21 protein-coding genes and 2 pseudogenes are annotated in these 20,839 nt (G+C 30.0%); 13 read left to right on the top strand and 10 right to left on the bottom strand.

Translation table 11 applies throughout. The features are described 5' to 3' along the window. Positions 1-7 precede the first annotated feature (7 nt). Positions 8-640, bottom strand: coding sequence for a multidrug efflux system transcriptional regulator CmeR (gene cmeR, locus AJ939_RS04895; RefSeq protein ID WP_052949523.1), 633 nt, complete (start codon positions 638-640; stop codon positions 8-10). Next, positions 627-2,004 (bottom strand): annotated as a pseudogene (gene ccoG, locus AJ939_RS04890) (cytochrome c oxidase accessory protein CcoG). The gene cmeR and the pseudogene ccoG overlap by 14 nt, the downstream one beginning before the upstream one ends. Before the next feature lie 158 nt (positions 2,005-2,162). Here ccoG and rpsU point away from each other — a divergent pair. The 8 genes from rpsU (at position 2,163) to AJ939_RS04850 (ending at position 8,727) form a co-directional block, all read left to right on the top strand. Next, entirely contained in the window at positions 2,163-2,375 is a 213-nt protein-coding gene (gene rpsU / locus AJ939_RS04885; protein ID WP_002780697.1) for a 30S ribosomal protein S21, read from the top strand. A 115-nt stretch (positions 2,376-2,490) separates the two neighbouring features. Next, entirely contained in the window at positions 2,491-3,096 is a 606-nt protein-coding gene (locus AJ939_RS04880) for a UPF0323 family lipoprotein (RefSeq protein ID WP_044778507.1), read from the top strand. A 9-nt stretch (positions 3,097-3,105) separates the two neighbouring features. Continuing rightward, positions 3,106-4,275: a glutathionylspermidine synthase family protein gene (locus tag AJ939_RS04875; protein WP_002831077.1), complete on the top strand. Its 1,170-nt coding sequence runs from the start codon at positions 3,106-3,108 to the stop codon at positions 4,273-4,275. 3 nt (positions 4,276-4,278) lie between these two features. Beyond that, the gene (locus AJ939_RS04870) at positions 4,279-5,214 is read left to right on the top strand and encodes a D-2-hydroxyacid dehydrogenase (RefSeq protein ID WP_070276409.1); all 936 of its coding nucleotides are present in this window, start codon (positions 4,279-4,281) and stop codon (positions 5,212-5,214) included. Continuing rightward, positions 5,204-5,695, top strand: a complete 492-nt coding sequence (locus AJ939_RS04865; RefSeq protein ID WP_002854188.1) for a YajQ family cyclic di-GMP-binding protein — start codon at positions 5,204-5,206, stop codon at positions 5,693-5,695. Before AJ939_RS04870 ends, AJ939_RS04865 begins: the two co-directional genes overlap by 11 nt. 8 nt (positions 5,696-5,703) lie before the next feature. Then, positions 5,704-6,180 (top strand): hypothetical protein, encoded by a 477-nt coding sequence (locus AJ939_RS04860; RefSeq protein WP_002861137.1) that lies wholly within the window; start codon positions 5,704-5,706, stop codon positions 6,178-6,180. A gap of 10 nt (positions 6,181-6,190) precedes the next feature. Further along, on the top strand, positions 6,191-7,015 hold the full coding sequence (locus AJ939_RS04855) for a hypothetical protein (protein WP_070276411.1): 825 nt from the start codon (positions 6,191-6,193) through the stop codon (positions 7,013-7,015). After that, a complete protein-coding gene (locus AJ939_RS04850; protein ID WP_002861139.1) occupies positions 7,015-8,727 on the top strand; it encodes an AAA family ATPase in 1,713 nt (570 codons plus the stop codon). The genes AJ939_RS04855 and AJ939_RS04850 overlap by 1 nt, the downstream gene beginning before the upstream one ends. Here AJ939_RS04850 and AJ939_RS04845 read toward each other — a convergent pair. The 7 genes and pseudogenes from AJ939_RS04845 to AJ939_RS04815 all read right to left on the bottom strand — a co-directional run bounded on the left by AJ939_RS04845 (position 8,692) and on the right by AJ939_RS04815 (position 13,492). Continuing rightward, positions 8,692-9,264, bottom strand: coding sequence for a sulfite oxidase heme-binding subunit YedZ (locus AJ939_RS04845; protein ID WP_053872455.1), 573 nt, complete (start codon positions 9,262-9,264; stop codon positions 8,692-8,694). The genes AJ939_RS04850 and AJ939_RS04845 overlap by 36 nt on opposite strands. Then, a complete protein-coding gene (gene msrP, locus AJ939_RS04840; RefSeq protein WP_044794002.1) occupies positions 9,264-10,157 on the bottom strand; it encodes a protein-methionine-sulfoxide reductase catalytic subunit MsrP in 894 nt (297 codons plus the stop codon). The genes AJ939_RS04845 and msrP overlap by 1 nt, the downstream gene beginning before the upstream one ends. Before the next feature lie 57 nt (positions 10,158-10,214). Beyond that, positions 10,215-10,892 (bottom strand): annotated as a pseudogene (gene pyrF / locus AJ939_RS04835) (orotidine-5'-phosphate decarboxylase); the annotation flags it as partial. After that, complete coding sequence (gene nusB, locus AJ939_RS04830) at positions 10,889-11,287, bottom strand: transcription antitermination factor NusB (protein WP_002854405.1); 399 nt, start codon at positions 11,285-11,287, stop codon at positions 10,889-10,891. The pseudogene pyrF and the gene nusB, both read right to left, overlap by 4 nt. Beyond that, entirely contained in the window at positions 11,287-11,751 is a 465-nt protein-coding gene (gene ribE / locus AJ939_RS04825; protein ID WP_002854278.1) for a 6,7-dimethyl-8-ribityllumazine synthase, read from the bottom strand. Before ribE ends, nusB begins: the two co-directional genes overlap by 1 nt. Then, positions 11,748-12,563, bottom strand: a complete 816-nt coding sequence (gene kdsA, locus AJ939_RS04820) for a 3-deoxy-8-phosphooctulonate synthase (protein WP_053872456.1) — start codon at positions 12,561-12,563, stop codon at positions 11,748-11,750. The genes ribE and kdsA overlap by 4 nt, the downstream gene beginning before the upstream one ends. Further along, positions 12,560-13,492, bottom strand: a complete 933-nt coding sequence (locus AJ939_RS04815; protein ID WP_002877515.1) for a DMT family transporter — start codon at positions 13,490-13,492, stop codon at positions 12,560-12,562. The genes kdsA and AJ939_RS04815 overlap by 4 nt, the downstream gene beginning before the upstream one ends. Positions 13,493-13,593: 101 nt before the next feature. On the opposite strand from AJ939_RS04815, the gene der reads away from it, so the two are divergent. Genes der through pflB form a run of 5 tightly spaced genes read left to right on the top strand, consistent with a single transcriptional unit; the run spans position 13,594 to position 20,134 of the window. Next, positions 13,594-14,976 carry a ribosome biogenesis GTPase Der gene (der, locus tag AJ939_RS04810; RefSeq protein WP_002922512.1) on the top strand — a complete coding sequence of 461 codons (1,383 nt, stop codon included), beginning with the start codon at positions 13,594-13,596 and terminating at the stop codon, positions 14,974-14,976. Beyond that, entirely contained in the window at positions 14,963-15,460 is a 498-nt protein-coding gene (locus AJ939_RS04805) for a shikimate kinase (RefSeq protein WP_079264319.1), read from the top strand. Before der ends, AJ939_RS04805 begins: the two co-directional genes overlap by 14 nt. After that, entirely contained in the window at positions 15,457-16,416 is a 960-nt protein-coding gene (trpS, locus tag AJ939_RS04800; RefSeq protein ID WP_002922505.1) for a tryptophan--tRNA ligase, read from the top strand. Before AJ939_RS04805 ends, trpS begins: the two co-directional genes overlap by 4 nt. Before the next feature lie 10 nt (positions 16,417-16,426). Then, positions 16,427-17,662, top strand: a complete 1,236-nt coding sequence (serS, locus tag AJ939_RS04795; protein WP_002882722.1) for a serine--tRNA ligase — start codon at positions 16,427-16,429, stop codon at positions 17,660-17,662. A 9-nt stretch (positions 17,663-17,671) separates the two neighbouring features. Further along, entirely contained in the window at positions 17,672-20,134 is a 2,463-nt protein-coding gene (pflB, locus tag AJ939_RS04790; RefSeq protein WP_070276413.1) for a motility protein PflB, read from the top strand. 30 nt (positions 20,135-20,164) lie between these two features. Here the strand turns inward: pflB and AJ939_RS04785 are convergent, their stop codons facing one another. Then, the gene (locus AJ939_RS04785; RefSeq protein WP_070276415.1) at positions 20,165-20,800 is read right to left on the bottom strand and encodes a hypothetical protein; all 636 of its coding nucleotides are present in this window, start codon (positions 20,798-20,800) and stop codon (positions 20,165-20,167) included. Positions 20,801-20,839: the final 39 nt, after the last annotated feature.

Below are 20,839 nucleotides of genomic sequence, written 5' to 3'. Positions count from 1 at the left end.
TTATTTTTTAAGCTTTGGAACCATTGATCCCATTTAGAAAAACATTTACAACAAATTCAACATGTTCTTTTTGTTCTTTTTTATTTTTCACAGGAGTATTAATTAAAACATTAAGATGATGATAAGGTTCTTTTAACATAGTACAAAAAAGAACAGCAAGTTTTTCTGCATTTTTTTTCATATAAGAATTATTTTGTTGCTTAAAAAAATCCATAAGTATGTTATAGGAAAAATTTTGTTGATTGTTTTCTATCCAATTAGCAAGGTGTCTATCTTTATCATAAACTTGAGAATAAACAATTTTACCAAAAGCTACAGCTTCTGGTTGATTAAAAATTTCTATAAAAGTTAAACCAAAAGAAGTTAAAATTTCTTTTAAAGTACCATTTTCAATTTCTTGTGTTTTGGAATAAATAAGATGAAAATGTTTTTTACATATGTCATCTAAAATTTCAAAGAATAATCCTTCTTTGCTTTTAAAACTATTATAAATATTAGAATAAGATCCTCCGGATAATTTAATAATATCACTCAAACTTGTTTCTTGGTAACCTTTTGTTAAAAAAAGCTCTAAGGCCACTGCTTTGATTTTCTCTTGTCTAGCTAAAACTTTTTGTGATGGTGTTCTATTTGAGTTCATTTTTTATCCTTTGTAAGAGTGTTTTTGGGGTATACAAATATACTTTTTCTAAAAACCGAAATTTTTTCATTATCTTTTGCATAAGCTTTTATATGTAAAGGAAAGATTACATCTTTTTTATCGTTGTTTGCTAAATTTTTTGTAGCTTTGATAACAACTATTTTTTTAACTTGTTCTCCTGCTTTTAATTTAAAAGGTTTGTTTGGTCTTATGATTTCAATTCCATCATTTATTCCTTCTAAATTTGCTGTAAAATAATATTCATGAGGTTTAGAATCTGTATTTTGAAACAAAAAGGTATAAGCATTTGAAATGACTAATTTACCTTTAACATTTGAAATATTATATAATTCACTACTACGATTGATATTTAAAAGCATGCTTTCTTTTTTGCTTCCCATGATAATTAAAGCCAATAAAGCAATTAAAAGAACTATAAAATATGCTATCGTTCTAAATCTTAAATAATGAACCTTAGAACGCGTTTCAATAGCTTTTGCACTTGTCCAATTGATCAAACTTGGACGATTAAATTTGCTTTGTACCTTAGAACAAGCATCGGCACATTCAAGACAATTAATACATTCAAGTTGCATTCCTTTGCGTATGTCAATATGAGTTGGACAGATGCTAACACAGGCTTCACAACCTATGCATTCTCCTTCAGGCGGTTTTTTATGAAGTTTGATGTGTCCATCATAAATCAAACCCCCGCGTTTTTCATCGTAGATCACTTGCATTGTATCATGATCAAACATTACAGATTGTATTCTTGCATAAGGACAGACATAAATACAAAATTTTTCTTGTAAATAGGTAATATCCAAAGTAAAAAGTAAGCTAGCACAAAATAAAACTCCAAGTAAAAGTAGATGCTCACCAGGATTTTGAATATAATTGAAAAAATCTTCAGGAGGAATAAAGTACCAAAGTAAATTACTAACAGCAACTAAAGATATAAAATAAAAAATTATTACTCCAAGAAATTTTTTAAAATATTGTCCCTCATATTCTTTTTGTTTGTTATTGATATTTTTGCGAATTTTAAGAATTTTAGTTTGTATGATATCTCTATATATAACTCTAAAAATTGTTTGTGGACAACTCCAAGCACACCAAATTCTTCCACCTAAAGTTGTAATAAAAAAAATAAATAAAAAAAGAAATATAAGAACAAAAGGCATGAGATAAAATTCTTGTGTTGAAAAAGAAATAAAAAATAGGTTTAATTTAGAGTGATCAAAACTTAAAAGAAAAAAATGATTTTCATTAATTCTTATGAAAGGTAGAGCAAATATGATAATACTTGCAATTAAATATATAAAATATCGTTTTTTTGTATAGTTTGTAATGTGTCCTTGCATTTTTAGACCTTAATTATAATTTTTAGCACTTTGTAACTAAGGATTATAACCGATAAAAACTAAAACAATTTTTAAATGCTTTCTAAGTTAGAATTAATAAGAAGTGTTTTATAATTATATTTCACAACAAAAATTTACACAGAAAGGTGGTGAGGACTGTGCCAGGAATCAAGGTGCATCCTAACGAGTCTTTTGATGAAGCGTATCGTAAATTCAAAAAGCAAGTAGATAGAAATCTAGTTGTAACTGAAGTAAGAGCAAGAAGATTTTTCGAGCCTATGACTGAAATTCGCAAAAAACAAAAAATTTCAGCACGCAAAAAAATGCTTAAAAGACTTTATATGCTTAGACGCTACGAGTCAAGACTCTAACCCAAAAGCCCGAAAGGGCTTTTTTTATATCTGCAAACTTCATTTGGCATTAAAAAGTATTTATTATTTTTTGTTAAAATTTCTAATCTAGATTTTCTGTTTTTAGGATAAACTTATGAAAAAAATCAAAAAAATCATTCAAATTGGTATGATAGGTGGTTTAGCAGCTGTTGCTGGAGGTGCTTTAGCAGGTTGTGGAAGTAATAATGACAATGCAGATACTTTAAATCAAGCAGCTAATGCTCAAGGAGCTTTTGTAATTATCGAAGAAACAGCTCCAGGGCAGTATAAAATCAAAGATCAATATCCAAGTGATGAAACAAGGGTAGTTTTAAAAGATCTTAATGGTACAGAAAGAATTTTATCCAAAGAAGAAATGGATGCTTTGATTAAAGAAGAAGCAGCTAAAATTGACAATGGAACTTCAAATTTAACTAAAGACAATGGACAAATCAGTAGTGGAGGATTGAGTTTAGGAGAAACTTTACTTGCAAGTGCTGCAGGTGCTATTTTGGGAAGTTGGATAGGTTCAAAACTTTTCAATAATCAAAATTTTGCTAATCAACAACGCGGTGCTTTTTCAAATCAAAGTGCTTATCAAAGAAGTGTGAATAGTTTTAATAAAGCAGGCTCAACGAGTTCTACCTCAAGCGCTAAAAAATCAGGCTTTTTTGGTGGAGGCTCTAAAGCTGCAAGTTCTAGTTCTTCTTTTGGTTCTTAAGGATAAATAATGCAATTATTACAAGTAGACAAACTTCAAAAAGATTATTTAGAAAATATAGGTTTTTCTTGGCATACAGATGAAGATGGAAGTGATTATATTAGCAATAAGTTAGTTTGTGTTAAGGAAAGTGAAGCTAATGCTTATTATGAAGCGGTAAATGAGCTTTATGATATGTTTATTGCTGCAGCGCAAGAAGTGATTGATAATGATCGTTTTGATGAGCTTGGAATTCCTTTTAATCTTATTGATGCGATTAAGATGAGTTGGGAAAATGAGGTTCATTGGCATTTATATGGGCGTTTTGATTTAGCGGGTGGACTTGATGGTAAGCCTATAAAACTTATAGAATTTAATGCTGATACCCCTACTGCTCTTTTTGAAAGTGCGATTTTACAATGGGCGCTTTTAAAACAAAATGGAATGGATGAAAGCGCACAATTTAACAGCATTTATGAAAGTTTGATGGATAATTTTAAAAGACTTATTACCCTTGATGAAAGTGTTGAAGGGTTTGAAGAGCATTATCAAGGATGGAAAATTCTTTTTTCAAGTGTTGCAGGAAGTAAAGAAGAAGAAATCACTACAAAATTACTTTCTCATATAGCCAATGAAGCAGGTTTTCAAACTAATTTTTCCTTTGTGGATGAGGTGGAATTTAGCGAAGAGGGTATTTTTAAAGAGGGCGAAAATTATGAGTATTGGTTTAAGCTTATTCCTTGGGAAGATATAGCCATAGAAGAGGGTGAACTTGCCATGCTTTTAACTCAAATTATGCGTAATCAAAGAGCAATTATTTTAAATCCTGCTTATACGCTTTTATTTCAATCTAAGGGAATTTTAAAAATTTTATGGGAACTTTATCCAAATCATCCATTACTTTTAGAAACAAAAGATACTCCTTTAGAGGGTAAAAACTATGTTAAAAAACCTGTTTTTGGTAGAGAAGGTGCAAATATCAGTATAATTAAAGATGGAAAAACTTTGCATGAGAATGTAGGTCCTTACGGGAATAATAAGGCTATTTATCAAGAATATGTAGAGTTTAATTCATGTGAAAACGAATACTATCAAGCAGGTGTTTTCTTTGCTTATGAAGGGTGTGGCTTAGGATTTAGAAAAGGAGGACTTGTGCTTGATAATTATTCTAAATTTGTAGGACATATTATAAAGGATTGAAAAATGAAAATTGTTTGTTTAGATGCGGCAACTTTAGGGGATTATGATTTAAGTGTTTTTGAAAAATTTGGTTCTTTGCAAATTTATACTACAACAAATAAAGAGCAAACCATAGAGCGTTTAAAAGATGCTAATGTCGCCATGACAAACAAGGTTGTAATTGATAAAGATGTGATTGATGCTTGTAAAAATTTAAAACTCATTTTAGAAACTGCTACAGGGGTTAATAATATCGATATTGAGTATGCTAAAGAAAAAGGTATTATTGTAAAAAATGCTGCTGGGTATTCTACTATGAGCGTTGTACAACATACTTTTGCGTTTATGTTTACTTTTTTAAATCAAGTGCTTTATTATGACAAATGGAGCAAAGAGGGTAAATGGTGTGAAAGTTCTATTTTTACAGATTATAGTAGAATTTTAAACACCTTAAGTGGTAAAAAACATGGTATTATAGGTTTAGGAACCATAGGTAAAGAAGTGGCAAAAATTTCAAAGGCTTTTGGAGCCGAAATTTATTATTATTCTACGAGTGGAGCTAATAAAAACGCAGATTTTGTACATTTGGAATTAAAAGATTTATTGAAAACTTGCGATATTATAAGTATCCATGCACCTTTAAATGAAAAAACTAAAAATTTACTCACCTTTGAAGAATTAAAGCTTTTAAAAGATAATGCGATTTTGATTAATGTAGGAAGAGGTGGGATTATCAATGAAAATGATTTAGCTAAAATCATAGATGAAAAAAATATTCGTATAGGGCTCGATGTTTTAGAAATTGAACCTATGATGAAAAATCATCCGCTTTTAAGCATTAAAAATAAAGAAAATCTTATTATCACCCCTCATGTTGCATGGGCGAGTAAGGAAGCTTTAAATGCTTTAATGGATATAGTTTATAATAATTTAAAAGAATGGATAGAAAATGGCAAGTGAACATAGTTTTGATATTTCAGCAGCTTTAGATAAGCAAGAGTTAAAAAATGCTTTTGAACAAGCTAAAAAAGAACTTGATAGTCGTTATGATTTAAAAGGAATTAAGTGTGAGATTGATTTAAGCGAAAAAGAGAGTATTTTTAAACTCAGTTCTTCTAGTGAAGGAAAACTTGATGTTCTAAAAGATATAGTGATTTCTAAACTTATCAAAAGAGGAATTAATCCTAATGCTATTAAAGAGCTTTCTCGTGAAAGTGGAGCAATGTTTCGTTTAAATTTGAAAGCAAACGATGCTATTGATAGTGAAAATGCTAAAAAAATCAATAAAGCTATTAAAGATAGCAAGCTTAAAGTTAACTCTTCGATTCGTGGTGAAGAAATTCGTGTTGTAGCAAAACAAATCGATGATTTACAAGCTGTAATGAAGCTTGTAAAAGAGCTTGATTTAGAGTTAAATATCAGTTTTAAAAATCTCAAATAAGGTTAAATTTGAAACATTGTTTAGCTCTATGTTTTGTTTTTTTTCTTTGTGCTTGTAGTGTGAAAAATCAAAATTTTTCAAGTCAAAGCTTGATGGTTTTGATTGCTTCTCCTATGATAAAAATCAATGATGCAGCTTTTTTAAAAAAAGAAAATAATGCTTTAAATTTGGAAGTTTATAAACTAGGGCAAGCTTTTTTTGAACTCAAAATCAAGGATAAAATTTGCATCAATGCAGTGTGTTATGATAAAAAAGTGTTTAATCAAAAATTTTTTAAAAATGTATATTATGATGATATTTTAAGTGATATTTTAAAGGCAAATGCTTTATGGCAGGGTAAAAATTTAGAAAAAACTGATTGTGGTTTTGAGCAAAATTTAAAAGCAAAAAATTATGAAATTTTTTATCAAGTTTGTGATAATAAAGTAAGTTTTTTTGATAAAATTTCACATACTAAAATTATCTTAACGCATATTCAAAATTGAAGGATAGAGTTTGAAATTTTTTTTACTGGTATTTTGCTTTGTAAATCTAGCTTTAGCACAAGTTTATAAAGGTGAATTGTATTTTTATCATTTGCAAGATAAAGAAATTTTTGCCATAGTTTATGATAATGCACCTATGACTCCACTTTTTGACAGGGATAAAAATCAAACAAGTTCTAGTTTTTTAATTGTTGATGATATAAATGGAAATTTAGAGATTCCACTCTTTAAGACAAATGATTTTTGGCAGGATGAGCGTAAAAAATATAAAATCAATTCTTCTAAAATGCTTACATATGATAATAAAAATTTTCAAGGAGAAAATTTAGGAACGACTACTTTAGAACTTATTGAAACGCAAGATGGCATTCGTATAAAGCGTAGTCTTGATTTTATAGGTTTTAATGATGATTTTAAAGAATTTCATCCTGTTCATAAGGGTGTATTTAGTTTTGAACAAATTCGCCAAAAACCTATTTTTTTACAAGATGGAAAAATTAGTTTTGAAGAATGGTATTATTTTTATGAAGATGGTATGAGTCGTGCTATTTTAGAGTTAAATAATTTTGTTTATGATATTAATGCTCACGCATTTGTAAAACTAAATGATTTGTATAATACTGAAAATCAAAAATTTCAAAATCTTTTACATGAGAAGCTTAAAAATACATGTGATGAGTGTTTTGAAGATCTGCAAAATCTACAATTTAATAATAATTTTTTGTTTAATAATGGAAAACTAAAAATTTGTTATCTACCTTTTGAAGGTCATTTTTTAGATGAAAATATTTGCGTAGAATTTAACGAAGATGAGCTTAAGGAATTTAAAAAATAATGGAAAAATTAAAAAATTTTTTAAGTTTAAAAAATATAGAAGATACTCAAATTTATAAAGAGCTTAAGTGTGCTAAAAATGAGGCTTTGATTCTTAGAGAACTTTGTAGAAATTATGTCGTTTCTATTTCTTCTATCAATGCCTTTACTTTATTATCGACAATTTTTGGAAATGATAAGTATCTTTATCTTGATGCTTTGGAGGATTTAAAAAAACTTATCGAAAGAGGTTTTGTAAATCAAAATTCGAGTTTTTTTAAAAGTTTAGAAAATAATAAAACTCAAACATTAACTCTTGCCTTATTGCAAAGTGAGCTTAGTCTAAGTGAATATTTTTTAGAATTTTTAGAAGCAAAACCTCGTTTAAACTTTGAGAAACAAGAGGCTTATGCAGATTATTTAGAATATTTAAAAGATGAATTTGTGCGTATTCAATTATACGAAAGATTAAGTTTTATACAAAAAAGTGCTTATAATAGTGAAATAAAAAATCAAATTAAACTTTATGAAAAACATATCAAAGAAAGATTAAAAAAAAGTAAATTTTATAATGTATTGGCTGATATTTTTAAAGAATACAATCTTGAACATAAAGAACAAATTATTTTTCTAGCACTTTTAAAAGAAGAATACGCCTTAAGTAATGAAAGTTCGATTTCTAGAGAAATGAATTCTTTACTTTCTTTAATCAGTGAAAATGATTTAGAAAGGCATAAAAATAAAAAACTATTACAAGAAAATGCTCCTCTTTTAAACTTAATCGAGTATGATGAATATTTAAATGCTTTTGGAGATATTTCTAAAAGTTTTTTTATTATTGATGAAATTTTACAAAGAATTATAAATTTTGAACCAAAACAAAGTAAAAAAATCAAAATTGAAAGTGTTTTAAAAGATCAAGATATTTTCGAGCTTATAGAACCAAGCACTGACATCAATGATATTATTATGCCTGAAAATACAAAAGAGCTTTTAGAAAATATTTTAAAACAACAAGATAAAAAAGTCCTAGAAAGACTTCATTCTTGGGGTATAAAGAGTAATAAAAATATAGAAGCTAAAATTATTTTTTATGGTCCTGCTGGTACTGGAAAAACTATGTCAGCTTTAGCTATGGCTAAATCAATGAAAAAATCTGTTCTTAGTTTTGACTGTTCTAAAATTTTGAGCAAATGGGTTGGAGAGAGTGAACAAAATGTAAGAAAAATTTTTGATACTTATAAAAATATCGTGCAAACTTGCAAACAAAGTCCTATTTTACTTCTCAATGAAGCCGATCAGTTTTTAAGTACGCGTGTAGATGGAAGTAGTGGTAGTGATAAAATGCATAATCAAATGCAAAATATATTCTTAGAGCAAATTGAGCGTTTTAGTGGTGTGATTATCGCTACGACAAATTTTTTAGAAAGCTTAGATAGTGCATTTTCAAGAAGATTTGATTATAAGATAGAATTTAAAAAACCTGATTTTAAAGATAGGCTTAAAATTTGGGAAAAATTTCTACCTAAAAAAGCATTATTTGAAAAAGATTTTGATATAAATATTTTATCAAATTATGAATTAAGTGGAGCACAAATTTTAATGGTGGTGAAGAATACAGCTTTGAAAGTAGCTGTATCACAAGATGGGGTTTTTAAAATGCAAGATTTTATAGAAAGCATACAAAAAGAATTAAATTCAAGTTTTGATAAAAGTAAGATTGTTGGATTTTAACTTTTTTAATGTTTTTGTATAGCGAACTATAAAATAAAACAAAGCTATAATTAAAGCACTCCATTCCCAAAACATAGGAATTTTTGGGGTTAAAAAATAATGATAACTTGCCAAAACTAAGCATAAATATCCTAGTTTTCTGATTTTACTAAGTTTTTTAAAGATTTTAAAAGAACTTAAAAGCATTAAAAATATGATTAAAAATGCGATAAATCCACTTGCTTCTAATAAACGATGTGAAATATCATCGAAAAGCCTTAAAATTTGAGCATTTCTATCAAAAATAAAATAATTTAAAAAGTGCAAAATCGCCCAAAAAGCTGCAAAAATACCTAAAATTTTAGGATAATTTTTTGTTTTTTTAAATTTAAGCAAAGAAAATAAAAGACTTAAATTTAAAAAGATCAAAGCAAATATTCCGGTGTAAATATAGGCTTCTTTTACAAAATCAAAGGCTTTTATGATGCGATAAAAGCCATAGATTAAACTTATGATAAAGCTAAAATAAGCAAGAAATTTAAAGTATTTTGTCTGCATTAAAAATTCACTTTCAAGTCCATGTTTTTATATAAACTTGCTACTTCTTTTTCATAGCCATTAAACATTAAAGTAGGCTTGGTAAAGAAATCTCCTAAAGTCCTCTCGTTAGCTTGAGACCATCTAGGATGAGAGACATTAGGATTGACATTGGCATAAAAACCATATTCGTTTGGAGCGTAACTTTCCCAAGTGGATTTAGGCTGTTCTTTGGTAAATTCTATTTTAACTATGGATTTAATACTTTTAAAGCCATATTTCCAAGGAACAACAAGGCGTATTGGAGTGCCATTTTGAGGCTTTAAGGCTTTTTTATACATTCCTACTGCAAGCAAGGTAAGAGGATGCATAGCTTCATCCATGCGAAGTCCTTCTACATAAGGATAGTCTATAGTTGGAAATAAAGCGTCTTGATCGGGAAATTGACTCTTATCTAAAAGAGTGGTAAATTTAACAAATTTTGCTTTGCTTGTAGGCTTTGCCATTTCAATCAAACGACGCAATTCAAAGCCTACCCAAGGTACCACCATAGACCAAGTTTCAACACAGCGAAAACGATAAATTCTTTCTTCTAGAGGGAATTTTAAAATATCTTCCATGCTTAGAGTTAAAGGTTTTTCTATTTCTCCACTGATATCGATTTTCCAATTTTGAGTGTTGAAATTTTGTGCTAATGATACAGCCTTTTTTTTGTCTGTTGAAAATTCATAAAAATTAACATAATTTGTAGCCAGTTCTTCATCGCTGATTTCAAGTTTGTTTGGATTAGTATCGTTTGTGAAATTTAAAGCAGATAGTTTAGAAGTAAGCACGCTTGAACTTATTAAAGCACCTGCTCCAAGTTTTAAAAAATCTCTTCTTTTTTTATATAAATTCTCAGGAGTTATAATCATAATTTTTCCTTATTAAAAATTTTTATTATTAAAATATAACAAAGATAATGATTATTAAATTTCTTGTAGAATTTTTTCACAAATTTTTCTAGGGTTATTATCTTTATAAATAGGGCGTCCAACTACTATAAAATCGCTTAAATTTTCTCTAGCCATTGTTAAATTAGCGACGCGTTTTTGATCATCATTTTTCTCTCCAAATGGACGAATTCCTGGAGTGAGAGTTAAGAAATTTCTTTGGGTGTGTTCTTTGATGATTTTACTTTCAAAAACAGAGCATACCATACCATCAAGTCTATTTTCATAGGATATTTTTGAAAAATTAATTACAGCTTCTTCGATTTTTTGTCTATAAATACTAAAGAAATTTTCTTCATCAAAACTCGTAAGAGCAGAAACTGCTAAAACTAATGGTCTTTTTGAAAATTTGCTAAGCCGTGTCATAACTTCTTGCATGGCTATTTTTCCAGCACTTGCGTGGATATTGATCATATCAACACCAAGTTTTGATATTTCTTCGCAAGCATCTGCCATAGTGTTGGGAATATCATGAATTTTAAGATCAAGAAATATTTTAAAATCATCAACTTTTTTAAGTTCTTCTATGAATTTAAAACCATCTCTTAAATATGCTCTTAAACCTACTTTTAACCATATGTCTAAATTTTTTAATTCTTTAGCAAGTTGTAAGCATTCTTCTTTTGTAGAAAGATCAAGTGCGACACAAAGCTTCATTTTTTAGCCTTTATTAAGGCATCTAAAACTCCATTTATAAATTTTGGAGAATTATCATTAGCAAGTTCTTTGGCAAGTTCTATAGCTTCATTGATAACAATGGCACTAGGAGTATCGGTAAAAAGTAACTCATAAGCTCCAAGTCTTAGTATAGCTCTTTCTACATGTCCTAAAGCTGTAATTTGATTATCATTTAGAAATGAATTTAAGGTTTCATCAATATTGTTTAAATTATCTAAAATTCCATGATATAAATTTAAAGTAAAATTTTTTTGTTCATTGCGTATTTTTTTTTCATCTAAAATTTCATCTACAAAAACGTTGTTTTGAGAATTTAATTCAAAAGCATAAAGTAAGGAGATGACGCTTTGGCGAACTTGATGACGCGTTGCCATTAAAGCTCCTTGCTTAAATTTAACATCTCGATTACAGTTGTCATAGCTTCAAAGCCTTTATTGCCTGCTTTGCTTCCAGCTCTTTCTATGGCTTGTTCTATTGTATCTGTAGTTAAAACACCAAAGCTTACAGGGATATTATGATTTAAACTCACATTGGCTATGCCTTTGGTGGTTTCTGCTGAAACATAGTCAAAATGCGGAGTTGAGCCACGAATTACTGCACCTACGCAACAAATTGCATCAAATTTTTTGCTTTCTATAGCTTTTTTTAACGCATACGGAAGCTCAAAAGCACCAGGAACAAGTATAAGGCTTAGATTTTCTTCTTTGCCTCCGTGTCTTAAAAAAGCATCTTTTGCTCCTTCTACAAGGCGATCTGTGATGATATGGTTAAATCTTGCATTAATGATAGCAATTTTTGTATTTGAGTCTAAATTTAATTTTCCTTCAATAATATTCATTTGTTTTCCTTTATGATATTTTGTATTTCTAGTAATGTATTAACGCAATTTTTAAGGCGTGTAAGATCAAGCATATTAGGTCCATCGCATAAAGCCTCGCAAGGATTAATATGTGTTTCAAAGAAAAAGCCATCTATGCCTACGGCTGCTGCCGCTCTTGCTAAAGGTTCTACAAATTCGCTTTTTCCTCCGCTACTTCCACCTGCAGCCCCTGGCATTTGTACACTATGGGTAGCATCAAAAATAACTGGAGCAAATTCACGCATGATAACTAAAGAACGCATATCTACTACTAGATTTCCATAGCCAAAGCTAGCTCCTCTTTCAGCTACAAAAACACCATTTTTTTGAGCAGCTTCATAGCCTTCATCTTCTATGCCACGGGTTTGTAGAATTTTTTTAACGCTGTATTTGATATCGCTTGGGTTTAAAAATTGTCCTTTTTTGATATTAACTTTTGCCTTAGTTTTTGCTGCGGCTACAAGTAAATCGGTTTGACGACATAAAAAAGCAGGAATTTGCAAGACATTAGCTACTTCACTTACAGGGTTTGCTTGATTGCTTTCGTGTATATCGGTTAAGATTTTCATACCAAATTCATCTTTTACGCTTTGTAAAATTTTTAATCCTTCTTCAAGGCCAGGACCTCGAAAAGAATTAATACTTGTGCGATTGGCCTTATCAAAACTTGATTTGAAATAAAATTCTATATTTGGATTTTCATTAAAATTTTTTAATTGTTCGGCAACTTTAAAAATCAAATCTTTGCTTTCTATCACACAAGGACCAGCAATGAGTATCATTTTTTTCATTTTTTTCCTTTGTTCTTAACTAAAATTAATCCACCAAAAATAATGCCTATTATACCTAAAAAAACCATAGTACTTGGTAAATTATCTCCTAAAATTATCCCAACTATCATGCTAAATACTACATCAAGATAACTAACTCCGGCAACCACTCCTGCTTGTTTAGCGATACCATAAGCTTTAGTGACATGAATTTGATAAATGGTGCCTAAAGTTCCCATAATGGCAATGATAAGCCAAGCTGTAAGACTTGGCATCACAAAAGGTGCTAGAATGAAATCTAAATGTAAAGAATCAAGATGCTGTGGTTCAAAAAATTCAGCACTGATCATAGAAATTAAAGGCATTAAGGTTCCTAAAAGGATAAAAGAAAAGGCAATTTGTTCTGTAGTGTAAGATTTTCTAAGTTCTCTTACACTTGTAAGAGCTAAAGCGGCTAAAAATCCACTCGTGATGCCTATAACTGAATTTTTTAAATCAAAGCCTGAATGATTTAAATTATGAGCCCAAGGCTGAGCGATTAAAAGCACTCCACCAAATGCTATTAAAATTCCTATCCAGCCTTTGATGCCAATATTTTCTTTAAAAACAACAAAAGCTATTAAAGTAATAAAAATAGGAGCGGTTTTTTGAAAAGCAAAAGCTCCACCTAGTGTAATATTTGAAACATTATAGAAAAACATATATAGTGAAAGCGTGCCTACTACTCCACGAAATACCAAGAGCCAAAAATGTCCCCCTTCTTTATGTGCCTTAGATCGTTTTAAAAGATAGACTATGAAAAAAATTCCTATAATATTTCTAAAAAACATAATTTCTATAGAACTCATTTCCTTGCTAAGAATTTTTGCACAAGCTCCCATAAGTGCAAAGTCCAAACATGCTAAAATCATGAAATAAATTCCTAAATTATGCTTGATTACTTTTAGCATTTTTTTTCCTTGACTAAAATCTGGGTTAATTCTAGTCTTTTTTTGCTTAATATTAAGCCAAATTTTATATAATTTTAAAAATATAATTTTCTAGGAAAAAAATGCAAAGCATCATACTTATAGGTAAGCCAAATGTTGGTAAATCAAGTCTTTTTAATAGAATGGCAAGACAAAGAATAGCTATTACAAGTGATATTTCAGGTACAACTAGAGATACAAATAAAACAGAAATTCATATTCATTCAAAAAAAGCCATGCTTATTGATAGTGGAGGGCTTGATGAAAGTGATGAACTTTTTAAAAATGTGAAAAAAAACACTTTAAAAGTAGCCAAAGAAAGCGATATCATACTTTATCTAGTTGATGGAAAATTAGCGCCTGATGATGAGGATAGACAGTTTTTTTATTCTTTAAAAAAACTTGGAAAACCTATAGCCTTAGTGATTAATAAAGTAGATAATAAAAAAGATGAAGAAAGGGCTTGGGAGTTTGCAAATTTTGGCGTAAAGGAAATCTTTAATCTTTCAGTAACCCATAATGTAGGCTTAGATGAACTTTATGAATGGCTTGAAAAATTTTTACATGAAGAGTTTTTAATCCCCGATGAAGAAGAAAATTTAGAAGATTTTTTAGAGCATTATGAAGAAGGAAAAGAATTTCAATTTAAAGAAGTCGATCAAAATCATATCAGAGTGGGTATTGTAGGGCGTGTAAATGTTGGAAAATCAAGTCTTTTAAATGCTTTGGTTAAACAAGAACGCAGTGTTGTAAGTTCTATCGCAGGAACTACTATAGATCCTGTTAATGAAAGTGTAGTTCATAAAGATAAAGTGATAGAATTTGTTGATACTGCAGGTATTAGAAAAAGGGGTAAAATTCAAGGACTCGAACGCTTTGCCCTAAATCGCACGGAAAAAATTTTATCTCATTCTCAAATAGCACTTTTGGTTTTAGATGCGCATGAGGGCTTTAACGAGCTTGATGAACGCATTGCTGGGCTTGTGGCTAAGCATTATTTGGGTGTGATTATTGTTTTAAATAAATGGGATAAAAGTGAGATGGATTTTGATAAGACTGTAAAAGAATTGCGTCTTGATCGTTTTAAATTTCTAGCTTACGCACCTGTGATTAGTGTATCAGCTTTAAGTGGAAAAAGGGTGCATGTTTTACTCGATAAAATTTTGCAAATTTTTGAAAATTTCACTCAAAAAATCCAAACTTCTAAGCTTAATACTTTGATAGAAAATGCCACAAGAGCACATCCTTTGCCGCATGATTATGGGAAATTGGTTAAAATTTATTATGCAGTACAATATGACTTAGCACCGCCAAAAATTGCACTTATTATGAATCGTCCTAAGGCCTTGCATTTTAGCTATAAGCGTTATTTACAAAATCAAATCAGAAAAGAATTTAATTTCGAAGGTGTGCCTTTAGTGATTGCTTCGCGTAAAAAGGGCAGTAAAGAAAATGATGAAAGCTAAAAATATCGTTTTTATAGGATTTATGGGTTCTGGAAAAAGCACTTTAGCAAGAGCTTTGGCTAAGGATTTAGATCTTGTTTTTTTAGATAGTGATTTTTTAATAGAACAAAAATTTAATCAAAAAATCAGTGAAATTTTCGCACAAAAAGGCGAGATTTTTTTTAGAGAACAAGAGCAAAAAATGGCTGATTTTTTTAGTTCTTGTGAGAAAACTTGTATTGCTACAGGCGGGGGTTTTGTTAATGTTTCAAATTTAGAAAAAGTAGGTTTTTGTATTTATTTAAAAGCAAGTTTTGAATATTTAAAAAAGCGTTTAGACAAAGATGAAATTTCTAAAAGACCTTTATTTTATGATGAAATTAAAGCAAAAAAATTATATAATGAGCGTTTAAGCAAGTATGAACTAAAGGCAAATTTTATTTTAAATATAGAAAATAAAAATATAGATGAGCTTTTAAGCGAGATTAAAAAGGTGGTAAAATGAGAGTATTAACAGGCCTTCAGCCAAGTGGCGATTTGCATATAGGTAATTATTTTGGTGCGATTAAGCAAATGGTAGATGCACAAGAAAAAAGCCAAATGTTTATGTTTATTGCTAATTATCATGCCATGACTTCTTCTCAAGATGGAGAAAAACTTAAACAAAATTCCTTAAAAGCTGCTGCGGCTTTTTTAAGCCTTGGTATAGATCCGCAAAAGAGCGTTTTTTGGTTGCAAAGTGATGTTAAGGAAGTTATGGAGCTTTATTGGATTTTATCGCAATTTACTCCTATGGGTTTATTAGAGCGTGCGCATAGTTATAAGGATAAAGTTGCTAAGGGGCTTAGTGCTTCACACGGACTTTTTTCTTATCCTGTTTTAATGGCAGCAGATATTTTGCTTTTTGATACGCAAATTGTCCCTGTGGGAAAAGATCAAATCCAACATGTTGAAATCGCACGTGATATTGCTTTAAAAGTTAATAATGAATGGGGAGAAATTTTTACCCTTCCAGAAGCAAGAGTGAATGAAGAAGTAGCTGTAGTTGTGGGTACTGATGGAGCAAAAATGAGTAAATCTTATCAAAATACTATAGATATTTTTAGCAGTGAAAAAACCTTAAAAAAACAAATTTCTTCCATAGTAACCGATAGTACCGCTTTAGAAGATCCAAAAGATTTTAAAAGCTGCAATGTTTTTAAAATCGCAAAGCTTTTTTTAGATGAATTAGGGCAAAAAGAATTACAAATACGCTATGAAAAAGGTGGTGAGGGTTATGGACATTTTAAAATGTATTTAAACGAGCTTGTAAATGCTTATTTTAAAGAAGCAAGAGAAAAATACAATGAGCTTTTAGAAAAGCCTTCGCATTTGAAAGAAATTTTGGATTTTGGTGCGACTAAAGCAAGAAAAATCGCCCAAGAAAAAATGCAAAAAATTTATGAAAAAATCGGACTTTAAGGAGTAGAAAATGCTAGATTTAAAAAATTTGCAAAATAATTTTGATGAAGTGGCTAAAAAGTTGAAAAATAAAAAAGTTGATGAAAATATCTTAAAAAAACTTGCTGAACTTTTTGCAAGTTTAAAAAAAGAAAAAACAGCTTTAGAAGAATTTCAAGCTTTTCAAAATAAATTCAGTAAAGAGCTTGCTACAGCCGAAGATAAAGAAAGTTTAAAAGCAAAATTAAGCGAAAATAAAAGCAAAATTAATGAGCAAAGCACTAAAGTAAATGCTTTAGAAAATGAGCTTGAAGAAATTGCTCATGCCATCCCAAATATCCCTGATGAGTGTGTGCCTGTGGGTGAAGACGAAGATGAAAATGTGGAGCTTAAAAAAGTTTTAAATCCACCTAGCTTTGATTTTACTCCAAAAGAACATTTTGAATTAGGTGAGAGTTTAAATTGGCTTGATTTTGTGCGTGGGGTAAAAATTTCACAAAGTCGTTTTTGTGTGCTTAAAAACGAAGGAGCTTTATTAAGCCGCGCTTTGGTAAATTATATGATAGATTTTAATAGAAGTCGTGGATTTGAATTTGTTAATGTGCCTTTTTTGGTAAATGGTGCTACTATGTTTGGGACAGGTCAGTTGCCAAAATTTAAAGAAGATATGTATAAGGTAGATGATGAGGATTTGTATTTGATCTCAACTTCTGAAATTCCAGTAACCAATCTTTATAGTGGAGAAATTTTAGCGAGTGAAACTTTACCGATAAAAATGACTTGTTATAGCGCTTGTTTTAGAAAAGAAGCAGGCAGTGCAGGGCGTGATACAAGAGGTATTATAAGACAACACCAGTTTGAAAAAGTAGAGCTTGTAAGTATTACTAAACCTGAGCAAAGTGATAGCGTGTTTAATGAAATGCTTGAGTGTGCAAGTGATTTGCTGAGTTCTTTAGGTTTAGCGCATAGACATTTGATGCTTTGCACTGGAGATTTGGGTTTTAGTGCAGCAAAAACTGTGGATCTTGAAGTGTGGCTTCCAGGACAAAATAAATATCGTGAGATCAGCTCGGTTTCAAATTGTCGTGATTTTCAAGCAAGACGTGCTAAAATTCGCTATAAAAATGAACAAGGAAAAAATGAACTCGTTCACACTCTTAATGGCTCATCTTTGGCAGTAGGAAGAACCTTGGTAGCGATTATGGAAAATTATCAAGATAAAGAAGGAAAAATTCATATTCCTGATGCTTTGAAAAAATATTTTTAAAGAGTATAGATGGCTGAACAAGAAGATATAATACTAGAAAAACCCGAAGATGGCTTAAATCAACCAAGACTTGATGAGAGTTTAGAGGGATTTAAAGGGCAAGAGGGGCAAGCTCCAGAAGATGAAGAATTTGCATCATTGCCAGAAGAATTACCTCAAGAAAATAGTGATAGTGGTTTTAAATTTACAAGAGAAAGTGCGCCTGAAGATGTATCAACTTTTGAAGAAGTTGAAAGTCAAGAGCCTACGCCTTGGTATAAAGATCGTAAGTTTATGTCTCTTGTGGGTTTATCTTTGGGGATTATTTGTATTTTAGTTTTTACACTTTTTTATTTAATTTTTAGTGAAGGAAAAATTAAACCAGATATTATAGCTTCTAAGCCTTTAGAACAACCTGTTGTTATGCCTGATGAATCATATAAATACAATGATATGCAAAGAATTGATGGTATGATCCAAAAAGCAAATGCTTTATATTTAAAGGGTGAAGTTGAACAGGCTTTAAAAGTTTATGAGCAAGTTGCCGTATATAACGAATCTTTATCTAATTATAATTTAGGCGTTTCTCAAATGAATGAGAATAAATTCCAAGAAGCTTTTGAAAGCTTCAAGAAAGCTATAGCCAATGGAGAAAATCAAAGTGTAGCTGCTATCAATGCTGCTGTTTGTGCTTTAAAGCTTAATGATAAGGAAAAATTTAGATATTATATTGATTTAGCTCAAGTGTATCTTCCAAAAGAAGGAAAATCAAAATTATATGATTATTATTTAAGCTTGATTAATTATTACAAAGGATATTACCCTGAGGCTTTACAAATGTTACAAAGAACAGATGTGGAGCCGTATTCTGATGTTGCAAAGTATTTGTCTGCTAAAATTTATGCAAAAATGGACTTTGATTCCAAGGCTATACAGCAATTAAATTCTCAAGGCAATTTTGAATCTAGTTTATCTTTAGGTCTTTTATACGCTAGAATAGGAGAATATGCTAAAGCTAAAGTCGCTTTAAGTACAGCGATGAAAATTGAAAGAGATTTTAATCAAAGTTTAGCGGCTTTAACATTGGTTGATATTAAAACAGGAAATTATCAAGATATGTTAGCACGCTTGCAAAATTCTTATGATAATGATAAAGATAGATATAAGATTTTAGATACTTATAAAATTCAAGTTCGTTTAAATAAGGATCTTTTTAATATAGCAGTTGCTCAAAATTCTTTTTCAAAAGATTTGTTAAAAAAACAAAAAGATCAATTCGATTTACTTTTTTATTTTGCACCTTATCAAGTGTTTGATAGTAAGCAGGCTGCTTTGTATATTAAAAAAGCTAATGTTACAGATTTCGTAGATGATAGTACTGATGCGGGAATTTATCTTAATGCAAGCAAAGCTCTTTCATCTACCAATGTAAAAATTGCCAATATTATTAACTATGCATTAAATCAGAAGTTACGCCTTGCTAACCAAGAATTTCAAAAACTTATCAAGGATTATCCAGAACATAGTATTTTACATTATAATTTGGCTTTAACCTATGCCCAAATGCAAAATTATGAACTTGCTTATAAGCATTTTTCAAGTTCATATCATCTTAATCCTAAAAATTACTTAGCAGGTGCTTTTGCTATGTTTTGTGCAAAATTAATTGATATTGATACAACTAAACTTTACAATGAAATTCTTGATAATATAGCTGCTGATTCTAATTTTAAAGCTAATATGCAAAAAAGTATGTTGTTTTTAGTTAATAATAATTATATTTCTATGCTTCCTTATTTAGATGAAACAAAAAAAGACACGCCTTTGAGTTTGATTTTTGAAGCTATTGTTGCTAAAAATAATAACCTTAATAATCAAGTAGATGTGAAAATTGCTAAATTGCGTTCAGAGTTGCCTGAAGATATTTTGACAAATATCTTGTATTTTAATTCTTTAAATTCAAATTTAAATATTAAAGAATATGCTCAAAATGCTCAAATTCATTTTAAAAATTTAAAACTTGATTATCGTAGTGTTTTTGGTGGGCCAAATATAGCTAGGGAATTTTATGTTAATTTAATGCATATTGCAGGGCTTTTAAATTTAGAAAGACAGAAATTTAAAGAGTTGATTAATGTTTCAGGAGCAAAAGATGAGGGTATTTTACAAACTTTAGCTTATTTGGATATTTTTGCACAGCAATACGAGGAGGCTTATGCGCTTTATAATTCTTTGATTGATGATTATGGAGCTAAAGATACTAAAACTTTATTTTTAGCAGCCGTAGCAGCCGTAGGTGCAAATAATCCAAATTCAGCTATAGCGCTTTTGCAGCTTTCTAAACTTACAGATAAAAATAACAAAGAGAGTAAAGCAGCTCTTGGTATGTTGTATCAAGAAGTAAAGAACTATGAAGCTGCGATATCTCAGTATAAAACTTTACCTAATAATTTTAAGAGTGAATTTTTTACTTTTGATATTAATAACAACTAAAAATGCTTAGAAATTTCTAAGCATTTTTAGTTAAGCTTGAAGATCTAGAGTTTTTCCGCCTAGTTCATCAATGCGATCGCTAACTTTTTTAAGTGCCGCATCTATTGTATTTTGACTGATTTGAGGAAGTTCTCCGCCCCACATTTTTTCTGCTTGCTCAAATCCTTTTTTCATACCTTCAAGACCTTTTTTCAATTTTTCAACATCGTCGCCACCGCCTTTAATAACAAAATCCGCGATGCGATTGGCTGTATTTTCCACTCCAAAAAAACCATTTTCACTTACAAGTTGTTGAAGTTCATCTGTATTCATATCAAGTGGATTTTTGCCACTGTAGCCTAAGGATGCAAAATCAATATTTGTAAGTATAGATTTCGCAGTATCTAAATTGGCACCATTTAAAAGACTATCTAGTCCAGTTTGGGCATTGCTCGAACCTATTACAGCATTCATTGTTTGCTGTTGAAATTGAACTAGGTAAATTTGTGTAATGCCCTTTCCACCAAGTGCATTTAATTTTTCAAGGGTATTTTTATCTACATCCTTGCTAGAATTAGCACTTTGAACATTTTTGTCTTTTGTGTTTTCCTTAGCATCATCTGCCTTCTTATTGCTAACTTGTGTTTGTGCCATGCTAGCGATATTTGAAAAAGTATTCACTTGCATATTTGCTCCTTTGTGTGAGGCTTTAATTTATATCGACTT

This window comes from Campylobacter sp. BCW_6889, from assembly GCF_001762535.1.
GTDB classification, from domain to species: Bacteria; Campylobacterota; Campylobacteria; order Campylobacterales; family Campylobacteraceae; genus Campylobacter_D; species Campylobacter_D jejuni.
This window is presented reverse-complemented; position numbering and strand designations above follow the sequence as displayed.

Bases quoted from the DNA above. Each gene is read 5' to 3' on its own strand.
- cmeR (WP_052949523.1), bottom strand. From the start codon at position 640: ATGAACTCAAATAGAACACCATCACAAAAAGTTTTAGCTAGACAAGAG.
- AJ939_RS04880 (WP_044778507.1), top strand. From the start codon at position 2,491: ATGAAAAAAATCAAAAAAATCATTCAAATTGGTATGATAGGTGGTTTA.
- AJ939_RS04875 (WP_002831077.1), top strand. From the start codon at position 3,106: ATGCAATTATTACAAGTAGACAAACTTCAAAAAGATTATTTAGAAAAT.
- AJ939_RS04870 (WP_070276409.1), top strand. From the start codon at position 4,279: ATGAAAATTGTTTGTTTAGATGCGGCAACTTTAGGGGATTATGATTTA.
- AJ939_RS04865 (WP_002854188.1), top strand. From the start codon at position 5,204: ATGGCAAGTGAACATAGTTTTGATATTTCAGCAGCTTTAGATAAGCAA.
- AJ939_RS04850 (WP_002861139.1), top strand. From the start codon at position 7,015: ATGGAAAAATTAAAAAATTTTTTAAGTTTAAAAAATATAGAAGATACT.
- AJ939_RS04845 (WP_053872455.1), bottom strand. From the start codon at position 9,264: ATGCAGACAAAATACTTTAAATTTCTTGCTTATTTTAGCTTTATCATA.
- msrP (WP_044794002.1), bottom strand. From the start codon at position 10,157: ATGATTATAACTCCTGAGAATTTATATAAAAAAAGAAGAGATTTTTTA.
- nusB (WP_002854405.1), bottom strand. From the start codon at position 11,287: ATGGCAACGCGTCATCAAGTTCGCCAAAGCGTCATCTCCTTACTTTAT.
- ribE (WP_002854278.1), bottom strand. From the start codon at position 11,751: ATGAATATTATTGAAGGAAAATTAAATTTAGACTCAAATACAAAAATT.
- kdsA (WP_053872456.1), bottom strand. From the start codon at position 12,563: ATGAAAAAAATGATACTCATTGCTGGTCCTTGTGTGATAGAAAGCAAA.
- AJ939_RS04815 (WP_002877515.1), bottom strand. From the start codon at position 13,492: ATGCTAAAAGTAATCAAGCATAATTTAGGAATTTATTTCATGATTTTA.
- der (WP_002922512.1), top strand. From the start codon at position 13,594: ATGCAAAGCATCATACTTATAGGTAAGCCAAATGTTGGTAAATCAAGT.
- AJ939_RS04805 (WP_079264319.1), top strand. From the start codon at position 14,963: ATGATGAAAGCTAAAAATATCGTTTTTATAGGATTTATGGGTTCTGGA.
- trpS (WP_002922505.1), top strand. From the start codon at position 15,457: ATGAGAGTATTAACAGGCCTTCAGCCAAGTGGCGATTTGCATATAGGT.
- serS (WP_002882722.1), top strand. From the start codon at position 16,427: ATGCTAGATTTAAAAAATTTGCAAAATAATTTTGATGAAGTGGCTAAA.
- pflB (WP_070276413.1), top strand. From the start codon at position 17,672: ATGGCTGAACAAGAAGATATAATACTAGAAAAACCCGAAGATGGCTTA.
- AJ939_RS04785 (WP_070276415.1), bottom strand. From the start codon at position 20,800: ATGCAAGTGAATACTTTTTCAAATATCGCTAGCATGGCACAAACACAA.